Source organism: Candidatus Pelagibacter sp. Uisw_090, from assembly GCF_047717845.1.
GTDB lineage: Bacteria > Pseudomonadota > Alphaproteobacteria > Pelagibacterales > Pelagibacteraceae > Pelagibacter.
Genome location: NZ_CP159810.1, coordinates 729,863 through 749,301, shown reverse-complemented (window position 1 = coordinate 749,301; position 19,439 = coordinate 729,863). Strand labels below are relative to the sequence as shown.

At 30.3% G+C, this 19,439-nt stretch carries 19 protein-coding genes, 2 tRNA genes and 1 pseudogene; all 22 read left to right on the top strand.

Annotated features, from left to right (window positions below; translation table 11 throughout):
* Positions 1-17: 17 nt before the first annotated feature.
* The gene (locus ABXT58_RS04095) at positions 18-1,379 is read left to right on the top strand and encodes a CsgG/HfaB family protein (protein ID WP_415303427.1); all 1,362 of its coding nucleotides are present in this window, start codon (positions 18-20) and stop codon (positions 1,377-1,379) included.
* Between the two features lie 93 nt (positions 1,380-1,472).
* Entirely contained in the window at positions 1,473-1,841 is a 369-nt protein-coding gene (locus tag ABXT58_RS04090; protein ID WP_415303426.1) for a hypothetical protein, read from the top strand.
* Positions 1,842-2,078: 237 nt separating this feature from the next.
* Positions 2,079-2,154, top strand: a tRNA-Val gene (locus tag ABXT58_RS04085).
* 14 nt (positions 2,155-2,168) lie between these two features.
* Positions 2,169-2,245 (top strand) — tRNA-Asp (locus tag ABXT58_RS04080).
* A gap of 86 nt (positions 2,246-2,331) precedes the next feature.
* The gene (locus ABXT58_RS04075; protein WP_415286978.1) at positions 2,332-2,700 is read left to right on the top strand and encodes an NADH-quinone oxidoreductase subunit A; all 369 of its coding nucleotides are present in this window, start codon (positions 2,332-2,334) and stop codon (positions 2,698-2,700) included.
* A gap of 10 nt (positions 2,701-2,710) precedes the next feature.
* Positions 2,711-3,232: a NuoB/complex I 20 kDa subunit family protein gene (locus ABXT58_RS04070; protein WP_415303425.1), complete on the top strand. Its 522-nt coding sequence runs from the start codon at positions 2,711-2,713 to the stop codon at positions 3,230-3,232.
* Positions 3,233-3,237: 5 nt separating this feature from the next.
* Positions 3,238-3,846 carry an NADH-quinone oxidoreductase subunit C gene (locus ABXT58_RS04065; protein ID WP_415303424.1) on the top strand — a complete coding sequence of 203 codons (609 nt, stop codon included), beginning with the start codon at positions 3,238-3,240 and terminating at the stop codon, positions 3,844-3,846.
* Positions 3,830-5,006: pseudogene (locus tag ABXT58_RS04060) on the top strand (NADH-quinone oxidoreductase subunit D). The gene ABXT58_RS04065 and the pseudogene ABXT58_RS04060 overlap by 17 nt, the downstream one beginning before the upstream one ends.
* On the top strand, positions 5,006-5,614 hold the full coding sequence (gene nuoE, locus ABXT58_RS04055) for an NADH-quinone oxidoreductase subunit NuoE (RefSeq protein WP_415303423.1): 609 nt from the start codon (positions 5,006-5,008) through the stop codon (positions 5,612-5,614). The pseudogene ABXT58_RS04060 and the gene nuoE overlap by 1 nt, the downstream one beginning before the upstream one ends.
* Positions 5,607-6,938, top strand: coding sequence for an NADH-quinone oxidoreductase subunit NuoF (nuoF, locus tag ABXT58_RS04050; RefSeq protein WP_415303422.1), 1,332 nt, complete (start codon positions 5,607-5,609; stop codon positions 6,936-6,938). The genes nuoE and nuoF overlap by 8 nt, the downstream gene beginning before the upstream one ends.
* Complete coding sequence (gene nuoG / locus ABXT58_RS04045) at positions 6,931-8,973, top strand: NADH-quinone oxidoreductase subunit NuoG (RefSeq protein WP_415303421.1); 2,043 nt, start codon at positions 6,931-6,933, stop codon at positions 8,971-8,973. The genes nuoF and nuoG overlap by 8 nt, the downstream gene beginning before the upstream one ends.
* A gap of 4 nt (positions 8,974-8,977) precedes the next feature.
* Complete coding sequence (gene nuoH, locus ABXT58_RS04040) at positions 8,978-9,976, top strand: NADH-quinone oxidoreductase subunit NuoH (RefSeq protein WP_415303420.1); 999 nt, start codon at positions 8,978-8,980, stop codon at positions 9,974-9,976.
* A gap of 2 nt (positions 9,977-9,978) precedes the next feature.
* Positions 9,979-10,464: an NADH-quinone oxidoreductase subunit NuoI gene (gene nuoI, locus ABXT58_RS04035; RefSeq protein WP_415303419.1), complete on the top strand. Its 486-nt coding sequence runs from the start codon at positions 9,979-9,981 to the stop codon at positions 10,462-10,464.
* 5 nt (positions 10,465-10,469) lie between these two features.
* Positions 10,470-11,102, top strand: a complete 633-nt coding sequence (locus tag ABXT58_RS04030; RefSeq protein ID WP_415303418.1) for an NADH-quinone oxidoreductase subunit J — start codon at positions 10,470-10,472, stop codon at positions 11,100-11,102.
* Positions 11,095-11,406 (top strand): NADH-quinone oxidoreductase subunit NuoK, encoded by a 312-nt coding sequence (nuoK, locus tag ABXT58_RS04025; protein WP_415303417.1) that lies wholly within the window; start codon positions 11,095-11,097, stop codon positions 11,404-11,406. Before ABXT58_RS04030 ends, nuoK begins: the two co-directional genes overlap by 8 nt.
* A gap of 1 nt (position 11,407) precedes the next feature.
* A complete protein-coding gene (gene nuoL / locus ABXT58_RS04020; RefSeq protein WP_415303416.1) occupies positions 11,408-13,321 on the top strand; it encodes an NADH-quinone oxidoreductase subunit L in 1,914 nt (637 codons plus the stop codon).
* Positions 13,321-14,814 carry an NADH-quinone oxidoreductase subunit M gene (locus tag ABXT58_RS04015; RefSeq protein WP_415303415.1) on the top strand — a complete coding sequence of 498 codons (1,494 nt, stop codon included), beginning with the start codon at positions 13,321-13,323 and terminating at the stop codon, positions 14,812-14,814. Before nuoL ends, ABXT58_RS04015 begins: the two co-directional genes overlap by 1 nt.
* Positions 14,814-16,229: an NADH-quinone oxidoreductase subunit NuoN gene (gene nuoN, locus ABXT58_RS04010; RefSeq protein ID WP_415303414.1), complete on the top strand. Its 1,416-nt coding sequence runs from the start codon at positions 14,814-14,816 to the stop codon at positions 16,227-16,229. The genes ABXT58_RS04015 and nuoN overlap by 1 nt, the downstream gene beginning before the upstream one ends.
* Complete coding sequence (locus tag ABXT58_RS04005; RefSeq protein WP_415303413.1) at positions 16,229-16,792, top strand: biotin--[acetyl-CoA-carboxylase] ligase; 564 nt, start codon at positions 16,229-16,231, stop codon at positions 16,790-16,792. Before nuoN ends, ABXT58_RS04005 begins: the two co-directional genes overlap by 1 nt.
* Positions 16,789-17,535, top strand: coding sequence for a type III pantothenate kinase (locus tag ABXT58_RS04000; protein ID WP_415303412.1), 747 nt, complete (start codon positions 16,789-16,791; stop codon positions 17,533-17,535). Before ABXT58_RS04005 ends, ABXT58_RS04000 begins: the two co-directional genes overlap by 4 nt.
* Before the next feature lie 2 nt (positions 17,536-17,537).
* Positions 17,538-19,193 (top strand): ribonuclease J, encoded by a 1,656-nt coding sequence (locus ABXT58_RS03995; protein ID WP_415303411.1) that lies wholly within the window; start codon positions 17,538-17,540, stop codon positions 19,191-19,193.
* Positions 19,194-19,439: a DUF1467 family protein gene (locus tag ABXT58_RS03990; protein WP_415303410.1), complete on the top strand. Its 246-nt coding sequence runs from the start codon at positions 19,194-19,196 to the stop codon at positions 19,437-19,439.

Here is a 19,439-nt window from a genome sequence, read left to right as displayed (position 1 = left end):
TATTTTAAGGCTCAGATATGCAACTAATTTTAAAAAGAATTATATTATTTTTGTTCTTAACAATTTTTCTATCTACAAATTCTTGGTCAGAAATAAAATTTAAAACAGTTACAGTTTCTGCGGCAGGTCTTTCTTATGAAGAGGCTCTGAATAATGCATTTGCTGAAGCAATAGCAATGGTAAATGGCAAAAATATTCAAACAAAAACAATAATTCAAGTTTTAAGCGGAGACCCTCTATCCAAAGAAATTGCTCAAGATAAAAAACAAGTAGGTTTTTTAGCTGATTTATTGTCACAATTTAATAAACCAGAAAAAAAAGAAAAACCTAAAGAAGAGAAAAAGAATTCAGATAAAGTTGAGTACTCACAAAATTACCTAAAAGAAATAATAGACGAAACTAAAGGTGGAATAAAATCATACGAAATTATTAAAAAAGAAACAGATAAAAATGGATGGCATAATATAAAATTAAAAGCTGAAGTAGCATTTTTTGATTTACCAAAAGAAGCGATGAGAGTTCGTATGGCAATATTTCCATTTAAACTTTATGATGTAGAAGGTGATAAAAGCAGATTTAATAGACTGATAGATCAAAATATTAATGACTATTTTGTTCAAACAAAAAAATTTACAATGTTGGATAGAACTTATATTGAAGAAGTTGCAAAAGAGCAAAGCACTATTTTAGATGGTAAAACACCCGCAATAGAAATGGCTAAAATTGGTAACGAAATATCAGCAGACTTTATTTTAGTAGGTTCTGTAGAAAATTTTAATATTATAGAAAAAGTAAAAAAGATTTTATCTTCTGATATGGAGATAAAGAAAAAAGAGGCAAGTATATATATGTCATATAGGTTACTTGATGTTGCAACTAAACAAATAAGCTACTCAAATACTATTGAATACAAACTGACACTTACTGAAAATTCAAAAAAACCTGACATAGAAATAATAGCAAAAATATCAAAAATACTTGGGGAAGAAATATTGTTTAGTATATATCCTGTTTTAGTTGAAAAAATTGTAAACAGTGAGATTTATTTAGGACAAGGTGGAAACCAATTCCAAAAATCAGATCAATATGAATTATTCGAAAAAGGAGAAAAAATTATTGATAGTTACACAAATGAAGTGATTGGTAATGTTGAAACTTTATTGGGTTTAATTGAAATTACTTCTGTGTCTACAGGTTATAGTAAAGCCAAAATGCTTTCCAAAGAAAATAATCTTCCTGAAGATATTAGTAATGGCAGTTATTTAGTAAGACCAATTAAAATAGTTAATGAAAATAATGAAAAAACCTTTGCAGAAAATAAAGAAAAGATAAAAAAGAAAAAAGCAGATAAAAAAAAGAAATTAGAAAATGAATTTTAATTTTATAAAATAATGAATAAGATATATTTAATATTAATATTATTTTTTTTGAATCAATGTTCTACATCATCACCCCAAGTTAAATCTTGTAAAGTGAAAACAAATCTTTCTGTAGAAAAAACTGATCCAAAATGGTTTATAGAAAAAGAAGATGAAGAGTTTTATTATATTGTAAAAAATAAAGAGTATTCTGGTGACTCTAAGTTAGCTGAAACCAAAAATATGTATATTTCTGAAATTTTATTAGCTAATAAAATTGCTGAAGATTTTATGAGCTGCTCTGATCAAAATAGTTCGATTAAATATATTAGAAATTCAAAAAATTCCAATGATGTTCAAATGTTTAAAAATGGCCAACTAGTTAAAAACCTAAATGGTCAATTCAAAATTGAAAAAAATATAATTATTGAAGGAAATAATAAATTTATTAGTTATCTAAAGTTTAAAAAGCTAAAGAAATAAAGCATATTTTTTTTATTATTATTACTCAATTTTTTCTATTTTTGTATTTACCATATTGATTTGTAGGGTATTAAAATAAGCGGCCAGGTATGCACCAGGTATGTAGAACAAAATTCCAACTGACAAAAGCCAGGTATGTTATAGGAATCGAGTTTGTTCACTTATTTTCCTAATTTGCCTTTCTAAAGTGTTTGCTTTCTTAAATAAGTTGTTATAAATAGTGCGTAATTTGGTTTTGGGCGGTTAGCTCAGTTGGTAGAGCATCTCGTTTACACCGAGGGGGTCAAAGGTTCGAGTCCTTTACTGCCCACCAAAACAATTAAAAGTGGGGGTGTAGCTCAGTTGGTTAGAGCGATCGCCTGTCACGCGATAGGTCGAGGGTTCGAGTCCCTTCACTCCCGCCACTTTTCTAGACTTTTTAATGTGAATATTCCATAAAATGTGACGTAAGAGCCCTTCAACATGATATAAAAAGTGTTATATAGACTTCATGCTTTCAGAATTTTTAAAAGATTATCTGCCAATAATATTATTTTTGATTATAGCTCTTGGTTTGAGTTGTGCATTTGTTGTTATAAATTTAATACTTTCACCAAAACACCCTGATCCTGAAAAATTATCAGCTTATGAGTGTGGGTTTGAACCTTTTGAAGATTCTAGAATAGAATTTGATGTTAGGTTTTATTTGGTTGCTATCCTTTTTATAATTTTTGATTTGGAAATAGCTTTTCTATTTCCTTGGGCAATCTCTCTTGGAAATATTGGTTTATTAGGATTTTCTTCAATGATGATTTTTTTATTTATATTAACTATTGGTTTTATTTATGAGTGGAGAAAAGGTGCTTTAGATTGGGAGTAATATTTTAAATATGAATTTAGAAGATAAAAACAAACAGATCCCAGAAGAGTTTAAAAAACTTTCTGAAGATTTTAGTAAAAATGGTTTTATAACAACATCACTTGACAATCTTATTAATTGGTCAAGAGCTGGATCGCTACATTGGATGACTTTTGGTTTAGCTTGCTGTGCAGTTGAGATGATGCAAACTGCCATGCCAAGATATGACCTGGAAAGATTCGGAGCCGCACCTCGAGGCTCACCTAGACAATCAGATGTAATGATTGTTGCTGGAACTTTAACAAATAAAATGGCACCCGCCTTAAGAAAAGTTTACGATCAAATGCCTGAACCAAGATATGTTATCTCTATGGGAAGCTGTGCTAATGGTGGTGGTTATTACCATTATTCTTATTCTGTTGTTCGTGGCTGCGATAAAATTGTTCCGGTTGATATTTACGTCCCAGGATGTCCACCCTCAGCTGAAGCATTACTTTATGGCATCATGCAACTCCAAAAAAAAATTAGAAACAAAGGATCTTTTGATAGATAATTATTATGATTAATTTAACAGATCTTGAAAGAAAAATTAACTCACAACTTACTACTAAGATTAAAAAATCTGAAATTAGACATGATCAACTTTATATAAGTATTGATAGTGAAGATTTAATTGATGTCACATTATTTATTAAGAGCAATGAAAATACAAAATTTAGACAATTAATTGATATAACTGTTGTTGATTTCCCTGAAAATGCTCAACGATTTAAAATGGTTTATTTATTTCTAAGTCATGAGTTTAACCAGCGCATAATATTAAGTTATCTCATTAGTGAAAATGAAGTTATCCCTTCATTAACATCAATATACCCAGCCGCGAACTGGATGGAGCGTGAAGTTTTTGATATGTATGGAGTTAAGTTTAAAGATCACCCAGACTTAAGAAGAATACTTACCGATTACGGCTTCGAAGGTCATCCACTAAGAAAAGATTTTCCATTAACAGGACATACAGAGGTTAGATATAGTGAAGAGCAGAAAAAAGTAATTAAAGAACCAGTTAAATTAGAACAAAATTATAGAAATTTTGATTATGAAAGTCCTTGGGAAGGAACCAAGTATATCAAAAAGCAAACAGATCAAGAAAATGACAAAAAAAACTAAAACATTAAATCTTAATTTTGGACCTCAACACCCTGCAGCTCATGGGGTTTTAAGATTGATTTTAGAATTGGATGGTGAGGTTGTGGAAAAAGCAGACCCTCATATTGGCTTGTTGCATCGTGGTACTGAGAAGTTAATAGAAAATAAAACATATATGCAAGCTGTACCTTATTTTGACAGACTTGATTATGTTGCTCCTATGAATCAGGAGCACGCTTTTGCTTTAGCTATTGAAAAAATATTAAAGATTGATGTGCCAATTAGAGCTCAATTTATAAGGGTCATGTTTTGCGAAATTGGAAGAATTTTAAGTCATATATTAAATGTAACCACTCAAGCACTTGATGTTGGTGCTTTAACACCCTCATTATGGGGCTTTGAAGAACGTGAAACTTTAATGACCTTTTATGAAAGAGCGTCAGGCTCAAGGTTGCATGCTAATTATTTTAGAGCAGGAGGTGTCCATCAAGATTTACCAACGGGGTTAGAAGAGGATATAGGTAAGTTTTGTAGAGTCTTTCCCTAAAATAATTGATGATCTTGAAACACTGTTAACTGACAACAGAATATTTAAACAAAGAAATGTTGATATTGGAATTGTGACCAAAGAAGATGCTTTAGATTATTCTTTTAGTGGTGTTATGATTAGAGGATCAGGAGTTCCTTGGGATTTAAGAAAATCACAACCATACGAATGTTATGAACAATTAGATTTCAAGATACCTGTTGGTAAAAATGGAGATTGCTATGATAGATATTTGTGTAGGATTGAAGAAATGAGAGAGAGCGTTTCTATAATTAAACAATGTTTAGCTAAAATGAAAAAAGGACCAATTAAATCATCTGATGGGAAAATTAGCCCTCCACCAAAAAATGATATTAAACAATCTATGGAAGCTTTAATTCATCATTTTAAACTATTTACAGAAGGTTACCGTGTAGATAAAGATGAAATTTATACTGCTGTTGAAGCACCCAAAGGTGAGTTTGGTGTTTACCTAATTTCAGATGGCTCTAGTAAGCCGTATAAATGCAAAATAAGAGCCCCAGGCTTTTCCCACTTAGCTGCAATGGATTACTTAATTAAAGGACATATGCTTGCAGATGTACCTGCTGTATTAGGTTCATTAGATATTGTATTTGGAGAGGTTGACAGATAATGAGCTTAAGAAGACCTTCAAAAGAGCAACCTGAGACTTTTGAGTTTAATACAAACTCATTAGAAGCCGCCAAATCAATCGTTGCAAAATATCCTAAAGATAGACAGGAAAGTGCTGTAATGGCTTTGCTTTATATCGCACAAAAACAAAACAGTAACTGGATTCCATTAGCTGCTATGAAATACCTAGGTAAGTTTTTAGACATGCCTTATATAAAGATTTACGAAGTAGCAACATTTTATACAATGTATAATCTTGCTCCTGTGGGTAAACATTTTATACAAGTTTGCACAACCACACCATGCATGATTAGAGGGGCCTACAAACTTGTTGAAGCGTGTAAAGAAAAAATTTCTGAAAATGAAAATGAATTATCAAAAGATCAAAGTTGCTCTTGGATGGAAGTTGAGTGTTTAGGTGCTTGTGTTAATGCACCCATGATGCAGATCAATGATGAATATTATGAAGATTTAGATAAAGAAAAGACATTAAAAATTTTAGATAAGATCCTTGCTGGTGAAACACCTAAGCCAGGATCGTATCGAGGCCGTATAAATAACGAACCTGAAAATAATAGAAAAACACTTATGGATTTAAAAAATGCTTAAAGACGAAGATAGAATATTTCAGAATTTATATAATGATAAGAGTTCAGATGTTGAATCTTCAAGAAAAAGAGGTGACTGGACAAACACTAAAGATTTAATTGAAAAAGGTAGAGATTGGATAATAACTGAGGTTAAAGCTTCAGAACTTAGAGGTAGAGGAGGTGCTGGATTTCCAACTGGTTTAAAATGGTCTTTTGCCCCAAAAGAATTGGGTTCAAGACCTCATTATCTAGTTATAAATGGAGATGAGTCAGAACCAGGCACTTGTAAAGATAGAGATATTTTAAGATTTGAACCTCATAAATTAATTGAAGGATGTTTAATTGCTGCTTATGCTGTTCAAGCACATGTTTGTTATATCTATATAAGAGGAGAATACTTTATAGATGGAGAAAAACTTCAGTCAGCAATTGATGAGGCTTATGAAAAAAATTTAATAGGAAAAAATGCATCTGAAACAGGTTGGGATTTAGATATTTATATTCACTATGGAGCAGGAGCATATATATGTGGAGAAGAAACTGCTTTACTTGAGAGTATAGAGGGTAAAAAAGGTCAGCCAAGATTGAAACCACCTTTCCCAGCTTTAATTGGTCTTTATGGATGCCCAACTATAATTAACAATGTTGAAACTATAGCGGTTATCCCAACTATATTAAGAAGAGGCGGTAAATGGTTTGCATCTTTAGGTAAAGCAAAGAATACAGGAACAAAAATTTTTTGTATATCCGGTAATGTTAACAATCCATGTAATGTTGAAGAAGAAATGAGCATATCTCTTAAAGAACTAATTGAAGTTCATGCCGGAGGTGTTATTGGGGGGTGGGAAAATCTACAAGCTGTAATACCTGGTGGTTCATCAATGCCTTTAATACCACAAAAAACTTGTGAAACTTTAACAATGGATTTTGATTCACTAATGGCAGAAAAAAGTGGATTAGGAACTGCAGGTATAGTTGTTATTAATAAAGATCAAGACATCATTAAATGCATGGCAAGAATTGCTAGATTTTATAAACATGAAAGTTGTGGTCAATGCACACCTTGTAGAGAAGGTACAGGTTGGATGTGGAGAATGCTTGAAAGAATGGCTAAAGGTGAAGCGTCAAGAGATGAAGTTGATATGTTGGGAGATGTAACAAATCAAATCGCAGGACACACTATTTGTGCTTTTGGTGAGGGGTCTTCATGGCCTGTACAGGGATTATTAAGACATTTTAAAAAAGATATTGAAGATAGAAATAATCTTAACCCAACTATAAAAAAAGAAAAAAATATTCCTTACTTGGTAGATCAACACTTATTGGATAAAAAAAATGCTTAAATTAAAAGTTAATGAAATTGATATAGAGGTTGAAGAGGGCCTAACTGTGCTTCAAGCTTGTGAAAAAGCTGGTGTTGAAATCCCAAGATTTTGTTATCATGAAAAATTATCAATAGCAGGTAATTGTAGAATGTGTTTAGTAGAATTAGAAAAATCCCCTAAACCTGTAGCCTCATGTGCTATGCCAGCAGCAGAGGGAATGAATATTAAAACAAATACTGAGTTTGTTGAAAAAGCAAGAAAAGGTGTAATGGAATTTTTGTTGGCTAATCATCCATTGGATTGTCCTGTTTGTGATCAGGGGGGCGAATGTGATTTGCAAGATCAATCTATGTTTTATGGTATTGATAAATCTAGATACAAAGAAAATAAAAGAGATGTTTCTGAAAAAAATATGGGACCTTTAATTAAAACACAAATGACCAGATGTATACATTGTACGAGATGTGTTAGGTTTGCTACAGAGGTTGCTGGTGTAACAGAGATTGGAGCGATAGGCAGAGGTGAAGATATGGAAATCACAACATATCTTGAACAATCTATGCAATCAGAACTATCAGCTAATGTAGTAGATTTATGTCCCGTTGGTGCCTTGACATCAAAACCGTATGTATTTGAGGCTAGACCTTGGGAATTAAAGAAGACTGAATCTATTGATGTGATGGATGCTATTGGTTCAAATATAAGAGTTGATACATATGGATGGGAAGTTAAAAGAATTTTACCAAGAATTAATGAAGATATTAACGAAGAATGGATTTCAGATAAAACCAGATATGCTTGTGATGGCTTGTTAAATCAACGCCTAGATACACCTTATATAAAATATAATGGTAAATTCGAGAAAGCATCATGGAAAGAAGTTTTTAATATAATTAAGTCTAAATTTAAAAATACTGACAAAGATAAAATATGTGGAATGTCTGGTGATTTAGTTAACATGGAAACACTTTATATATTTAAAGAGTTTTTTAATAAAACACTAGGTTCCTATAATGTTGAATCAAGAAGTGATCATACATATTTGAATCCGAAAAAAAGAGAAAACTATTTATTCAATTCAACAATTAACGGCATAGAAGAAGCGGATTTTATTTTACTTATAGGAAGCAATCCAAGGTATGAGGCAACAATTTTAAATGCGCGTATTAGAAAAGCATATTTACAAAATAAAACAAAAATAATCTCTTTAAATGAAATTGGTGATCTGACTTATCCATACGAATCTTTAAATGGTGATATTGAAAATATTAAAAAAATTACAGAAGACAATCATGAAGTATCGAGCTTAATTAAAGAAGCCAAAAAACCTTTAATTATCTTTGGTCAGTCATCCCTAAAAACCAAATCTGCAAAATATATTTTTGAATCTATTAGATCTTTTTTAAAAAAAAATAATAAGATGTCAGATGAATGGAATTCTTTAAATACAATTTCAGAAAATGCATCTACAGTCGGTAGCTTTGACTTAGGTTTATATAAAACAGTAGATGGCTCAAACGAAGTACTAAAAGATTTAGAAAATCATATGTTTGAAATTGTTTATCTTTTAGGAGTAGATAATCTTAAATTTGAAAAAAAGAATGAATTTATAATTTATCAAGGAAGTCATGGAGATAAAGGAGCAGAGATTGCAGATATTATACTTCCAGGTGCTGCATACACAGAGCAAAATGGTTACTTTACAAACTTAGAAGGTAAAATGCAAAAAGCCTATAAGGCCTCTTATCCACCAGAAGAAGCTAAGGAAGACTGGTTGATAATTAATGAATTAGCAGAAGTAATGAATCATAGAAAATTATTTAATGACAAAGACGAGTTGGATAGCAGTTTGCATAATCAAATTAATTTATACATTGAAAAAAATAAATCTATTAAATCTTCTAATGTTGAGAATTTAGAATTTAAGCAAGAGATTTTAAAAGTTAATAATGAAGATTATTATTACTCCAATGCTATAGCAAGAGCTTCAAAAACCATGTTTGAATGTAAGAGTGCTAAGACAAATTTAAAATTAACAGGCACTGAAGGTTAATAAAATGGATTATTTAAGTATAATTTTTTCAGAGACATATAAAATCTTATTTTTATTAGTTCCAGTTCTTGTTTCTGTTGCAATGGTTGTTTGGCTTGATCGTCGTATTTGGGCCTTCGTTCAAAAAAGACAAGGACCTAATGTTGTCGGACCTTTTGGTTTACTTCAATCTTTGGCTGATGCACTAAAATACATGTTTAAAGAAGTTATTATCCCATCAAGCTCCAATAAAGTAATATTTATATTAGCACCAATTGTTACCATGACTTTGGCGTTAATCTCTTGGGCAGTTATTCCTTTTAGTGCAACTCAAGTATTAGCTGATATCAACGTTGGTATTCTTTATTTATTTGCAGTTTCATCTTTAGGTGTTTATGGAATTATTATGGGTGGTTGGGCTTCAAATTCAAAATATCCTTTTCTTGGTGCAATTCGATCAGCAGCTCAAATGGTATCTTACGAAGTTTCAATTGGTGTTATTATAATTAATGTTTTGCTTTGTGTTGGTTCGTTAAACTTAAACGATATAGTTATGGCTCAAGAAAACCTATGGTTTGTAATTCCATTATTTCCAATGTTTATAATTTTTTTTATTTCAGCGTTGGCAGAAACAAATCGACCACCATTTGACTTACCAGAGGCAGAAGCAGAGCTCGTTGCAGGATATCAAACTGAATATTCTGGAATGATGTATGCAATGTTTTGGTTGGGTGAGTATGCAAATATTCTTCTTATGTGTGCCATGGGAGCAATTCTTTTTTTAGGTGGATGGTTGTCTCCAATTGAAATTTACCCATTCACTTTAATTCCAGGTGCTATCTGGTTAATCTTTAAAATTTTATTTCTTTTTATACTATTTGCGTTGGTAAAAGCTATTGTACCAAGATATAGGTATGATCAGTTGATGAGACTCGGTTGGAAAATCTTTCTACCTTTAGCTTTAACATGGGTGGTTCTTACATCAAGTTACTTATTTTACTTTAACCTACTACCAATTAATTAATTATGAAAATTTCAAGAATTTTTAAAACAATTTTAATGTTAGATTTTCTAGGAGGTCTTACTATTGCTTTAAGAGAACTTTTTAAATCTAAAAAAACAATTAATTATCCTTTTGAAAAAGGAAAAATTAGTCCAAGATTTAGAGGTGAACACGCCTTAAGAAGATACCCTGATGGTGAAGAAAGATGTATTGCTTGTAAATTATGCGAAGCTGTATGCCCAGCTCAAGCAATTACAATTGAATCTTCTGAGAGAGAGGATGGTAGTAGAAAAACTACCCGATATGATATTGATATGATGAAGTGTATTTATTGCGGTCTTTGTGAAGAATCTTGCCCTGTGGATGCAATAGTTCAAGGACCAAATTTTGAATTTTCAACAGAAACAAGAGAAGAACTTTATTACAATAAAGAAAAACTTTTGGATAATGGTGATAGATGGGAAAATATTTTAGCTGCTAATATTAAAGCAGATAAACCTTATAGATAATAATTATGTTAGCACATGCCATTTTTTTTTACATCTTTTCATTAATAGCAATTGTTTCTGCGATAATGGTTACAGTTTCTAAAAACACTGTTCATTCTGTCTTTTTTTTAATTTTAGATTTTATTAGTATTTCTTGTTTGTTTATAATGATAGGTGCAGAATTTCTTGGCATGATAATGTTAATTATTTATGTTGGAGCGGTAGCAGTTTTATTCTTATTTGTTGTAATGATGTTAAATGTTGCTCAACAAAAAAACCAATGGTTTAGTGCTAGGGAGAGCTCAAAACATCTGCCTGTTGGATTAATCATTAGTACTATTATATTTTTTGAATTAATTATTGTTATTGGTGGATGGAAATACAAGTCAGATCTTGTTTCTTCTATGTCATTAAATATAGATAGTAGCATTAGTAATACTCATGCTATTGGTTATGTTTTATATACTGATTACATCCATATCTTTCAATTAAGTGGAATGATTTTATTAGTTGCAATGATAGGGGCTATTGTTCTTACCTTTAGAAAGAGATCTGGTGTCAAAAAACAAAGTTATTTTAGTCAAATATCTAGAGAAAGAACAGATGGTGTTGAATTGATAGATGTTCCTAGCAATCAAGGAGTTAAGTCTGATGATTGATGTAGGTTTGGGCCACTACCTTACTTTAGGAGCGATAATATTTACTATTGGTATAGTTGGTATATTTTTAAATAGAAAAAATATCATAGTAATATTAATGAGTATAGAGCTTATTCTATTAGCAGTGAATATTAATTTGGTGGCTTTCTCTATATTTTTGAATGACATAACGGGGCAAATTTTTACACTCTTTATATTAACTGTAGCTGCTGCAGAAGCTGCCATAGGTTTAGCAATAATAGTGGTTTATTACCGTAACTCATCATCAATTGATGTTGAAAAAATAAATAGTTTGAAAGGATAATATGGAATTTGCATTATTATTTCTTCCACTGCTAGCATCTATTATATCTGGTTTTTTTGGTAAATTTATAGGTGACAGAAATTCAGAGATCATAACCAGTATTTTTGTTTCGATTTCAGCTCTACTATCTTTGACTTTATTTTATCAAGTTATTGTTAGCGGATATGAAAATAATGTAGTTATTGCTACTTGGATTAATTCAGGAACACTTGATGTGAATTGGTCTTTTAAAGTGGATGCGTTATCTTCAGTAATGCTTGTTGTTGTAACTCTGGTTTCTTCACTAGTTCATATTTATTCTATTGGTTATATGTCTCACGATCCTCATAAACCAAGATTTATGGCATATCTTTCTCTTTTTACGTTTGCAATGTTAATGTTGGTTACATCTGATAATTTTCTTCAATTATTTTTTGGATGGGAGGGGGTAGGCCTTTGTTCTTACTTTTTAATTGGTTTTTGGTATAAAAAAGATTCAGCAAATGCAGCGGCTATAAAAGCTTTTGTAGTCAATAGAGTGGGTGATTTTGGATTTGCCCTAGGAATATTTTTAATTTTTTATCTATTTGGTACCGTCAATTACTCCGAGGTATTTCAACAAATTCCACAAATTATTGACAAAGAATTATTATTTTTAGGAATGCACATCAAAGCCATTGATTTAATTTGTATCCTTTTATTTATTGGAGCCATGGGTAAATCTGCACAAATTCTTTTACACACATGGCTACCAGATGCAATGGAAGGACCCACACCTGTGTCAGCATTAATACATGCAGCTACCATGGTTACAGCAGGTGTCTTTTTGGTTGTTAGATGCTCTCCAATTTTTGAATATTCCCCTTTAACTTTAAATATTATTACTGTAGTTGGAATGACAACTGCTTTTTTTGCTGCAACTGTCGCCTTAGTTCAAACAGATATAAAAAAAATTATTGCCTACTCAACATGTAGTCAGTTAGGTTATATGTTTTTTGCAGCTGGTGTTGGTGCTTATAATGTTGCGATGTTTCATTTATTTACGCATGCATTTTTTAAGGCGTTACTTTTCTTAGGGTCTGGATCTGTAATTCATTCATTTAAAGATGAACAAGATATTAATCATATGGGAGGAGTGCATAAAAAGTTACCTTATACTTGGATTTTGATGATTATTGGAACGCTAGCTCTGACAGGTTTCCCTTTTCTTTCAGGTTTTTATTCAAAAGACGCAATTATAGAATTTGCCTATCTCAGAGGTAATACAGTAGGGTATTATGCTGCGGGTGTTGGTATTTTAACAGCTTTACTTACCTCAATATATTCGTGGAGATTAATTTTTAAAACATTTCATGGAACTTATAATAATAAAAGATTAAAAATTGAAGAAATGCACGAGTCTCCTATGGTCATGCTTATACCTTTGATTGTATTAGCAATTGGTTCAATTTTCGCAGGTTTTTTGTTTAAAGATTTATTTATTGGTCATGGAGGAGAAAATCACTTTTGGGGAGATTCTATTAAATTTCTAAATCCATTAAGTACAGATCATCCACCTTTATGGATTATTTTGATTACACCCATTCTTGTCTTGTTATCCATTCCAATTGCTTACTATTTATTTGTAAAAAATAAAGAATTACCAAATCAATTTGTTCAATCCAACAAACCTATGTACAATTTTTTAGTTAATAAATGGTACTTTGATGAATTATACGACTTTATATTTATTCGATCTTCCAAAAAAATAGGACTATTCTTTTGGAAAACAATTGATGTAAAAATTATTGATAAATTTGGACCCGATGGTCTTTCTCTACTAATTAAAAACTTATCATTAAAAGCCAGTAAATTTCAAAGTGGATTTATTTATCAATATGCCTTCATGATATTGATTGGTCTATCTGCATTATTAACATTTTTAATTTTACAATAATGAATTTTCCAATCTTATCATCATTAATTCTTTTACCAACTATTGGAGCTTTATTTTTATTATTTTCAAAAGATAAAAATTCAAATACAGGAAAATATGTTGCTTTGTTCACTTCTTTTGTTAATTTTTTAATCTCAATATATTTATGGTATTTATTTGACCCATCAACATCAAGCTTTCAATTTATTGAAAATAGAGAGTGGCTAAAAGGTTTTGTTAATTATAAGGTGGGTATAGATGGAATTTCAATTCTATTTATAATTCTAACAACACTTATTACTCCATTGTGTATAATATCTGTTAACAACACAATTAAAATAAGGTTAAGGGATTTTCTCATTGCCATATTGGTAATGGAGAGTCTAATGATTGGAGTTTTTTGTTCACTTGATCTACTTGTATTTTATTTATTTTTTGAAGCTGGATTAATTCCAATGTTTTTGATTATTGGAATTTGGGGTGGAGCAAGAAGAGTTTATTCTGCTTTTAAATTTTTCTTATACACATTACTTGGTTCAGTTTTAATGTTAGTTGCAATAATTTCAATTTATTGGATTGCTGGCACAACTGATATAACAAAACTTTATGAATTGGGCATAGATACTAAATATCAAAATTTATTGTGGCTTGCATTTTTTAGTTCTTTTGCTGTTAAAACACCTATGTGGCCAGTTCATACTTGGTTACCTGATGCTCATGTAGAAGCACCAACTGCTGGTTCAGTTCTACTTGCTGCAATTTTATTAAAAATGGCTGGATATGGCTTTATTAGATTCTCATTAGGCTTATTTCCTGTAGCCTCAGAATTATTTACTCCTTTAGTATATTCATTAAGTTTAATTGCAATTATTTATGCGTCTCTAGTAGCCTTAATGCAGGAAGATATGAAAAAATTAATAGCATATTCTTCTGTGGCTCATATGGGGTTTGTAACTTTAGGAATTTTTACAATTACACAGCAGGGTATTGAAGGAAGTATAATTCAAATGATTAGTCATGGACTTGTTTCAGCTGCATTATTTTTATGTGTGGGTGTAGTTTATGATCGTATGCACTCAAGGTTAATTAAAACTTATGGTGGTCTAGTTTCAGTGATGCCTAAATATTCAATTTTATTTATGCTGTTTACTTTGGCTTCATTAGGACTGCCAGGTACTAGTGGCTTTATAGGAGAATTTTTAATTTTAATGGGTGCATTCAAGGATAATTTTTTAGTAGCAGTTATTGCTAGTTTTGGTGTCATTTTTGGTGCTGCATATATGTTATGGTTATATAGAAGGGTAGTTTTTGGAAATTTAATAAACAAAGACCTTCTAAAAATACCTGATTTAGATAATTCAGAAAAATTTATTTTATGGAGTTTGGCTATACCAGTATTATTCTTTGGTTTTTACCCAGAACCACTTATTAACACGATTGAAGTATCGGTAAATGACTTAATTGAAATGTATAATTTTAACTTAAATATGTTCGGTCCCGAGGTACAAAAGTAATGAATAATTTGAATTTTATTTCTCCTGAAATCTTTATCTCTTTATCGATAATGTTTTTATTAATTTTGGGTGTTTTTAAAAAAAATAGCTCAAGTTTAATTCATAATCTTTCAATAGGGCTTTTATTGATTACTGGAATTTTAATATTAAATAATCCTTTTGATAGAGCCGTAACCTTATTTGGAAATAGCTATGTAATTGACAGCCTCTCATCTTTAATGAAAATTCTTACAATTTTAGGTGGAGCTTTTGTATTGTCAATTTCAACAAAATATTTAAAGATATCCCAAATTTTTTTAATTGAGTATCCAATTTTAGTCCTTTGTTCAATTTTAGGAATGATGGTTATGATTAGTTCTAACGATCTTATGGTTTTTTACATTGGACTTGAATTACAATCACTAGCTTTGTACGTTTTAGCATCATTTAATAGAGATCAATTAAAATCATCTGAATCAGGTCTTAAATATTTTGTATTAAGTGCACTTTCTTCTGGTTTATTGCTTTATGGCTGTTCTTTGATTTATGGCTTTTCTGGATCAACTAATTTTAATATTATTGGTAACTCAATGGATTCCACTCATTATGGTCTAACATTCGGAATAGTTTTTATCCTAGTTGGATTAGCTTTTAAAATATCCGCTGTACCATTTCATATGTGGGCGCCTGATGTTTATGAAGGATCACCGACATCTGTAACATTGTTTTTTGCTGTAGTACCTAAGGTTGCGGCTTTAACGGTCTTTATTAGATTCTTATATGTCCCATTTTTTAATATGATTGATCAATGGCAGCCTATCATTATTTTTTTATCAATTGCCTCAATGATATTTGGAGCTGTTGCAGCGATTGGACAGAATAATTTAAAAAGACTAGTAGCGTATAGTTCTATTGGTCATATTGGTTACGCTTTAGCAGGTCTTTCTGTTGGAACTAACGAAGGTATTCAATCATCTATAGTTTATATTTCTATCTACTTAGTAATGAATCTAGGCTTATTTAGCTGCTTACTTATGATGAAAAGAAATGATCAATACTTTGAAACTATTGATGATTTATCAGGTTTATCAAAAAATCATCCAGTTTTATCGCTATCATTACTTGTTATACTTTTTTCATTAGCTGGCATTCCACCATTAGCTGGCTTTTTTGCTAAGTTTTATGTATTTAAATCTGTAATTGAACAATCAATGTATTTTTTAGCAATTGTTGGCTTACTATCAACTGTGATAGCTGCCTTTTATTATTTAAGAATAATTAAAGTTATTTATTTTGATGAAGGAAGAGAAAAATATGACACTGATCATAGTATTTGGTTAAGAATATCATTAACTTTTTCAACGTTGTTAATTCTTTTTTACTTTATCTTTCCTAGCAAATTAGTGGAAATTGTATCTAGAATTAATATTATTTAATGAAGTTAAAAAAGTTCAATTTTAAAATTGTAAATAGTACAAATGATATAGCTATAAAAATAATTAAAAATACCAATAATAAATCAGGAATTGTAATTGCAGAGAAACAAAAAAGAGGAAGAGGTCAATATGGGAAAAAGTGGACTTCATTTAAAGGAAATTTATTTGTAAGTATTTTTTTTCAAGTTAGTTTGGTTAAATTATCACTTAAGGATTTGACAAAAGTTAACTGTCTTTTAGTAAAAAAACTATTATCAAATTTTTATAAAGATAAAATTACGATTAAAAATCCAAATGATTTATTAATAAATAATATGAAAATCTCAGGTATATTACAGGAAACATTATCTAAATCAGGTAAAAAATTTATTGTTGTTGGGATAGGTATAAATTTGATTAAGAGCCCAATTATAAAAAATTATTTAACCACAAATCTTTTTGACTTAACTGGTGTAAAAATTACAGCTAATAATGCAATTTTAAAACTAAAAAAAATTTATGAATTTTTTATTCCACTGTTACCTGAATTTAATATAAAAAACTTAAATAGAAATTTAAAATGATTATTGTTGGCGATATAGGAAATACTGAAACAAAAATTTGTTTGGTAAACTCTAAAAATATTATTATTAAAAGAGTTACCTTAATAACAAAAAAAATAAACCCTTCTTTACTTAAGAAATCTTTATCAAACCTAAACTTGAAAAATAAATCAATTGATAAATCTTTATTTTGCAGTGTTGTTCCAAAATCATTTAATGAAATTAAAAACTTTTTTAATAAAACTTATAAAATTAAATGTCACGAGCTTAAAAAGCTTAAACTAAATAGATTAATTAAAATTAAAGTTAACTACAGACAAGTTGGCTCAGATAGATTGGCCAATGCAATTGGAGTCATTAATAATAAAGATAATTTTATAATTTTAGACTTTGGAACTGCGACAACATTTGATGTTTTGATTAAGAACACTTATTATGGTGGTGTTATTGCTCCTGGGGTAAAGCTTTCACTTGATACGTTGACTGACAAAGCAACTCAAATTCCCAAGATTAATTTAAAAAAAACAAATAAAGTTATTGGTTTAAACACTATTAGCGCTGTTAGAGCTGGTTTTTTTTGGGGCTATGAGGGTTTAATTGACAATATCGTTAATTTAATTAAGAAAGAGACTAAGATGTCCTTTAAAATTATAATTACTGGAGGATTTTCTAATTTATTCAAGAATTCAACAAAAACGAAAGCTACATTAAATAAAGACATTACAATTAACGGCCTAATCAGAGCCAGCATTTTAATTAAATAGATATGAAAGATGAATTATTATTTTGCCCTTTAGGGGGATCAGGAGAAATTGGCATGAATATGAACCTGTTTGCCTATGGAAAACCTGGAGAACATAAATGGATCATGGTTGATATAGGAGTTACATTTGCTGATGATACCTTACCTGGAATTGATCTAATTTATCCAGATCCTGGGTTTATAGTGGACAAGAAAGAGGACCTTTTAGGAATTATTCTAACTCATGCTCATGAAGACCATATAGGGGCAATTGCTCATTTATGGCCTCAATTAAAATGTAAAATTTTTGCAACCCCATTTACTGCAGTTTTAATAAAAGAAAAATTTAAAGAAAAAAATATCGATGTAACCAAATATCTAAAAATAGTTCAATTGAATGGAACTGTAAGTTTAGATCCTTTTAAAATTGAGTACATTACACTAACTCACTCGATCCTTGAGCCTAATGGTCTTAGAATTGAAACTCCAGCTGGGATAATATTACATACTGGAGATTGGAAGATTGATCCAGAACCTTTAATTGGTGAAAAAATTAATTCTGATAGACTTAAAGAGATTGGTAAAGAAGGTGTCCTTGCTATGATTTGCGATTCAACAAATGTATTTAGCATGGGAAAAGCTGGTTCTGAATTAGATGTTAGAAAAAGCTTATTGAATATAATGGGTAGCCTTAAAAAAAGAATTGTGATGGCTTCTTTTGCATCAAATGTAGCGCGTATGGAAACGGCTTTTTATTGTGCAGAAAAAACTGGCAGACAAATAGCTCTAGTTGGAAGATCTATGCATAGAATATTTAAAGCAGCAAGACAATGTGGTTATTTAAAAAATGTTATTGAACCTATAGATGCTCGTGGCGCAAATAAAATCGCTAGAGAAAAAATAGTTTATCTTTGCACTGGTAGCCAAGGTGAACCTATGGCTGCACTTATGAGAATTTCTAGCAATACTCATCCAGATGTTTATATAGAAAAAGATGATGCTGTTATTTTTTCATCAAAAATTATTCCAGGTAATGAAAAAAAATTATACAAATTACAGAACCAATTAGTCAAAGATGGCATTGAAGTTATTTCGGAAGAAAGTGAATTTGTACATGTTTCTGGCCACCCCAATAGAGACGACCTTAGAGAAATGTATGATTGGGTTAAACCACAATGTGCCGTACCCGTTCATGGAGAACATAGACATATGATAGAACATATGAAATTTGCACATGAAATGAAAGTTCCACACCCTGTTCAAGTAGAAAATGGTGATATTGTAAAATTAGCTCCAGGTAGACCACATGTTTTTGATAAAGCACCAAGTGGTAGACTTTATTTAGATGGAAATATGAACGTTGAGGAAGATGCTCAATCAATTAAAGATAGAAAAAATATAGCTGCCAATGGGTATATGGAGGTGACTATTTTAATTACTACAAAAGGAAATATTCATAAAAGACCCATATTAACTTTTAGAGGCTTACCAGTATATGATGTTGATGAATTTATATACGAATTAGAAGAAGCAATAGAAAAAACAACAAGAACTTTTTCTATAAAAAGTAAAAAACAAGAATATAATTTAATTGATGCCTTAAAAATCACATGCAGAAAATGTGCTAAAGAATTGACTGGTAAAAGACCATTTATAAATATCAATTTAGTAAGAATTTAGATGAGTGCAACGGGTCTTGCTATAATTTACATAATTATTTGGTGGATAGTTTTTTTTGTAATTCTTCCAATTGATGTAAATAGACAAAAACCTATTAAAATCAAGGGTGAAGACCTTGGTTCTCCAGAAAATCCTAAAATGTTAAAAAAATTTATCTATTGCACCGGTATTACAACTGTTATTTTCGTGATAATTTATTTATTGATAAAATATCAATATTTAAATTTAAGATATATAATTAGCTAA

Coding starts and splice junctions, on each gene's coding strand:
- ABXT58_RS04095 (WP_415303427.1), top strand. CDS start 18: ATGCAACTAATTTTAAAAAGAATTATATTATTTTTGTTCTTAACAATT.
- ABXT58_RS04075 (WP_415286978.1), top strand. CDS start 2,332: ATGCTTTCAGAATTTTTAAAAGATTATCTGCCAATAATATTATTTTTG.
- ABXT58_RS04070 (WP_415303425.1), top strand. CDS start 2,711: ATGAATTTAGAAGATAAAAACAAACAGATCCCAGAAGAGTTTAAAAAA.
- ABXT58_RS04065 (WP_415303424.1), top strand. CDS start 3,238: ATGATTAATTTAACAGATCTTGAAAGAAAAATTAACTCACAACTTACT.
- nuoE (WP_415303423.1), top strand. CDS start 5,006: ATGAGCTTAAGAAGACCTTCAAAAGAGCAACCTGAGACTTTTGAGTTT.
- nuoF (WP_415303422.1), top strand. CDS start 5,607: ATGCTTAAAGACGAAGATAGAATATTTCAGAATTTATATAATGATAAG.
- nuoG (WP_415303421.1), top strand. CDS start 6,931: ATGCTTAAATTAAAAGTTAATGAAATTGATATAGAGGTTGAAGAGGGC.
- nuoH (WP_415303420.1), top strand. CDS start 8,978: ATGGATTATTTAAGTATAATTTTTTCAGAGACATATAAAATCTTATTT.
- nuoI (WP_415303419.1), top strand. CDS start 9,979: ATGAAAATTTCAAGAATTTTTAAAACAATTTTAATGTTAGATTTTCTA.
- ABXT58_RS04030 (WP_415303418.1), top strand. CDS start 10,470: ATGTTAGCACATGCCATTTTTTTTTACATCTTTTCATTAATAGCAATT.
- nuoK (WP_415303417.1), top strand. CDS start 11,095: ATGATTGATGTAGGTTTGGGCCACTACCTTACTTTAGGAGCGATAATA.
- nuoL (WP_415303416.1), top strand. CDS start 11,408: ATGGAATTTGCATTATTATTTCTTCCACTGCTAGCATCTATTATATCT.
- ABXT58_RS04015 (WP_415303415.1), top strand. CDS start 13,321: ATGAATTTTCCAATCTTATCATCATTAATTCTTTTACCAACTATTGGA.
- nuoN (WP_415303414.1), top strand. CDS start 14,814: ATGAATAATTTGAATTTTATTTCTCCTGAAATCTTTATCTCTTTATCG.
- ABXT58_RS04005 (WP_415303413.1), top strand. CDS start 16,229: ATGAAGTTAAAAAAGTTCAATTTTAAAATTGTAAATAGTACAAATGAT.
- ABXT58_RS04000 (WP_415303412.1), top strand. CDS start 16,789: ATGATTATTGTTGGCGATATAGGAAATACTGAAACAAAAATTTGTTTG.
- ABXT58_RS03995 (WP_415303411.1), top strand. CDS start 17,538: ATGAAAGATGAATTATTATTTTGCCCTTTAGGGGGATCAGGAGAAATT.
- ABXT58_RS03990 (WP_415303410.1), top strand. CDS start 19,194: ATGAGTGCAACGGGTCTTGCTATAATTTACATAATTATTTGGTGGATA.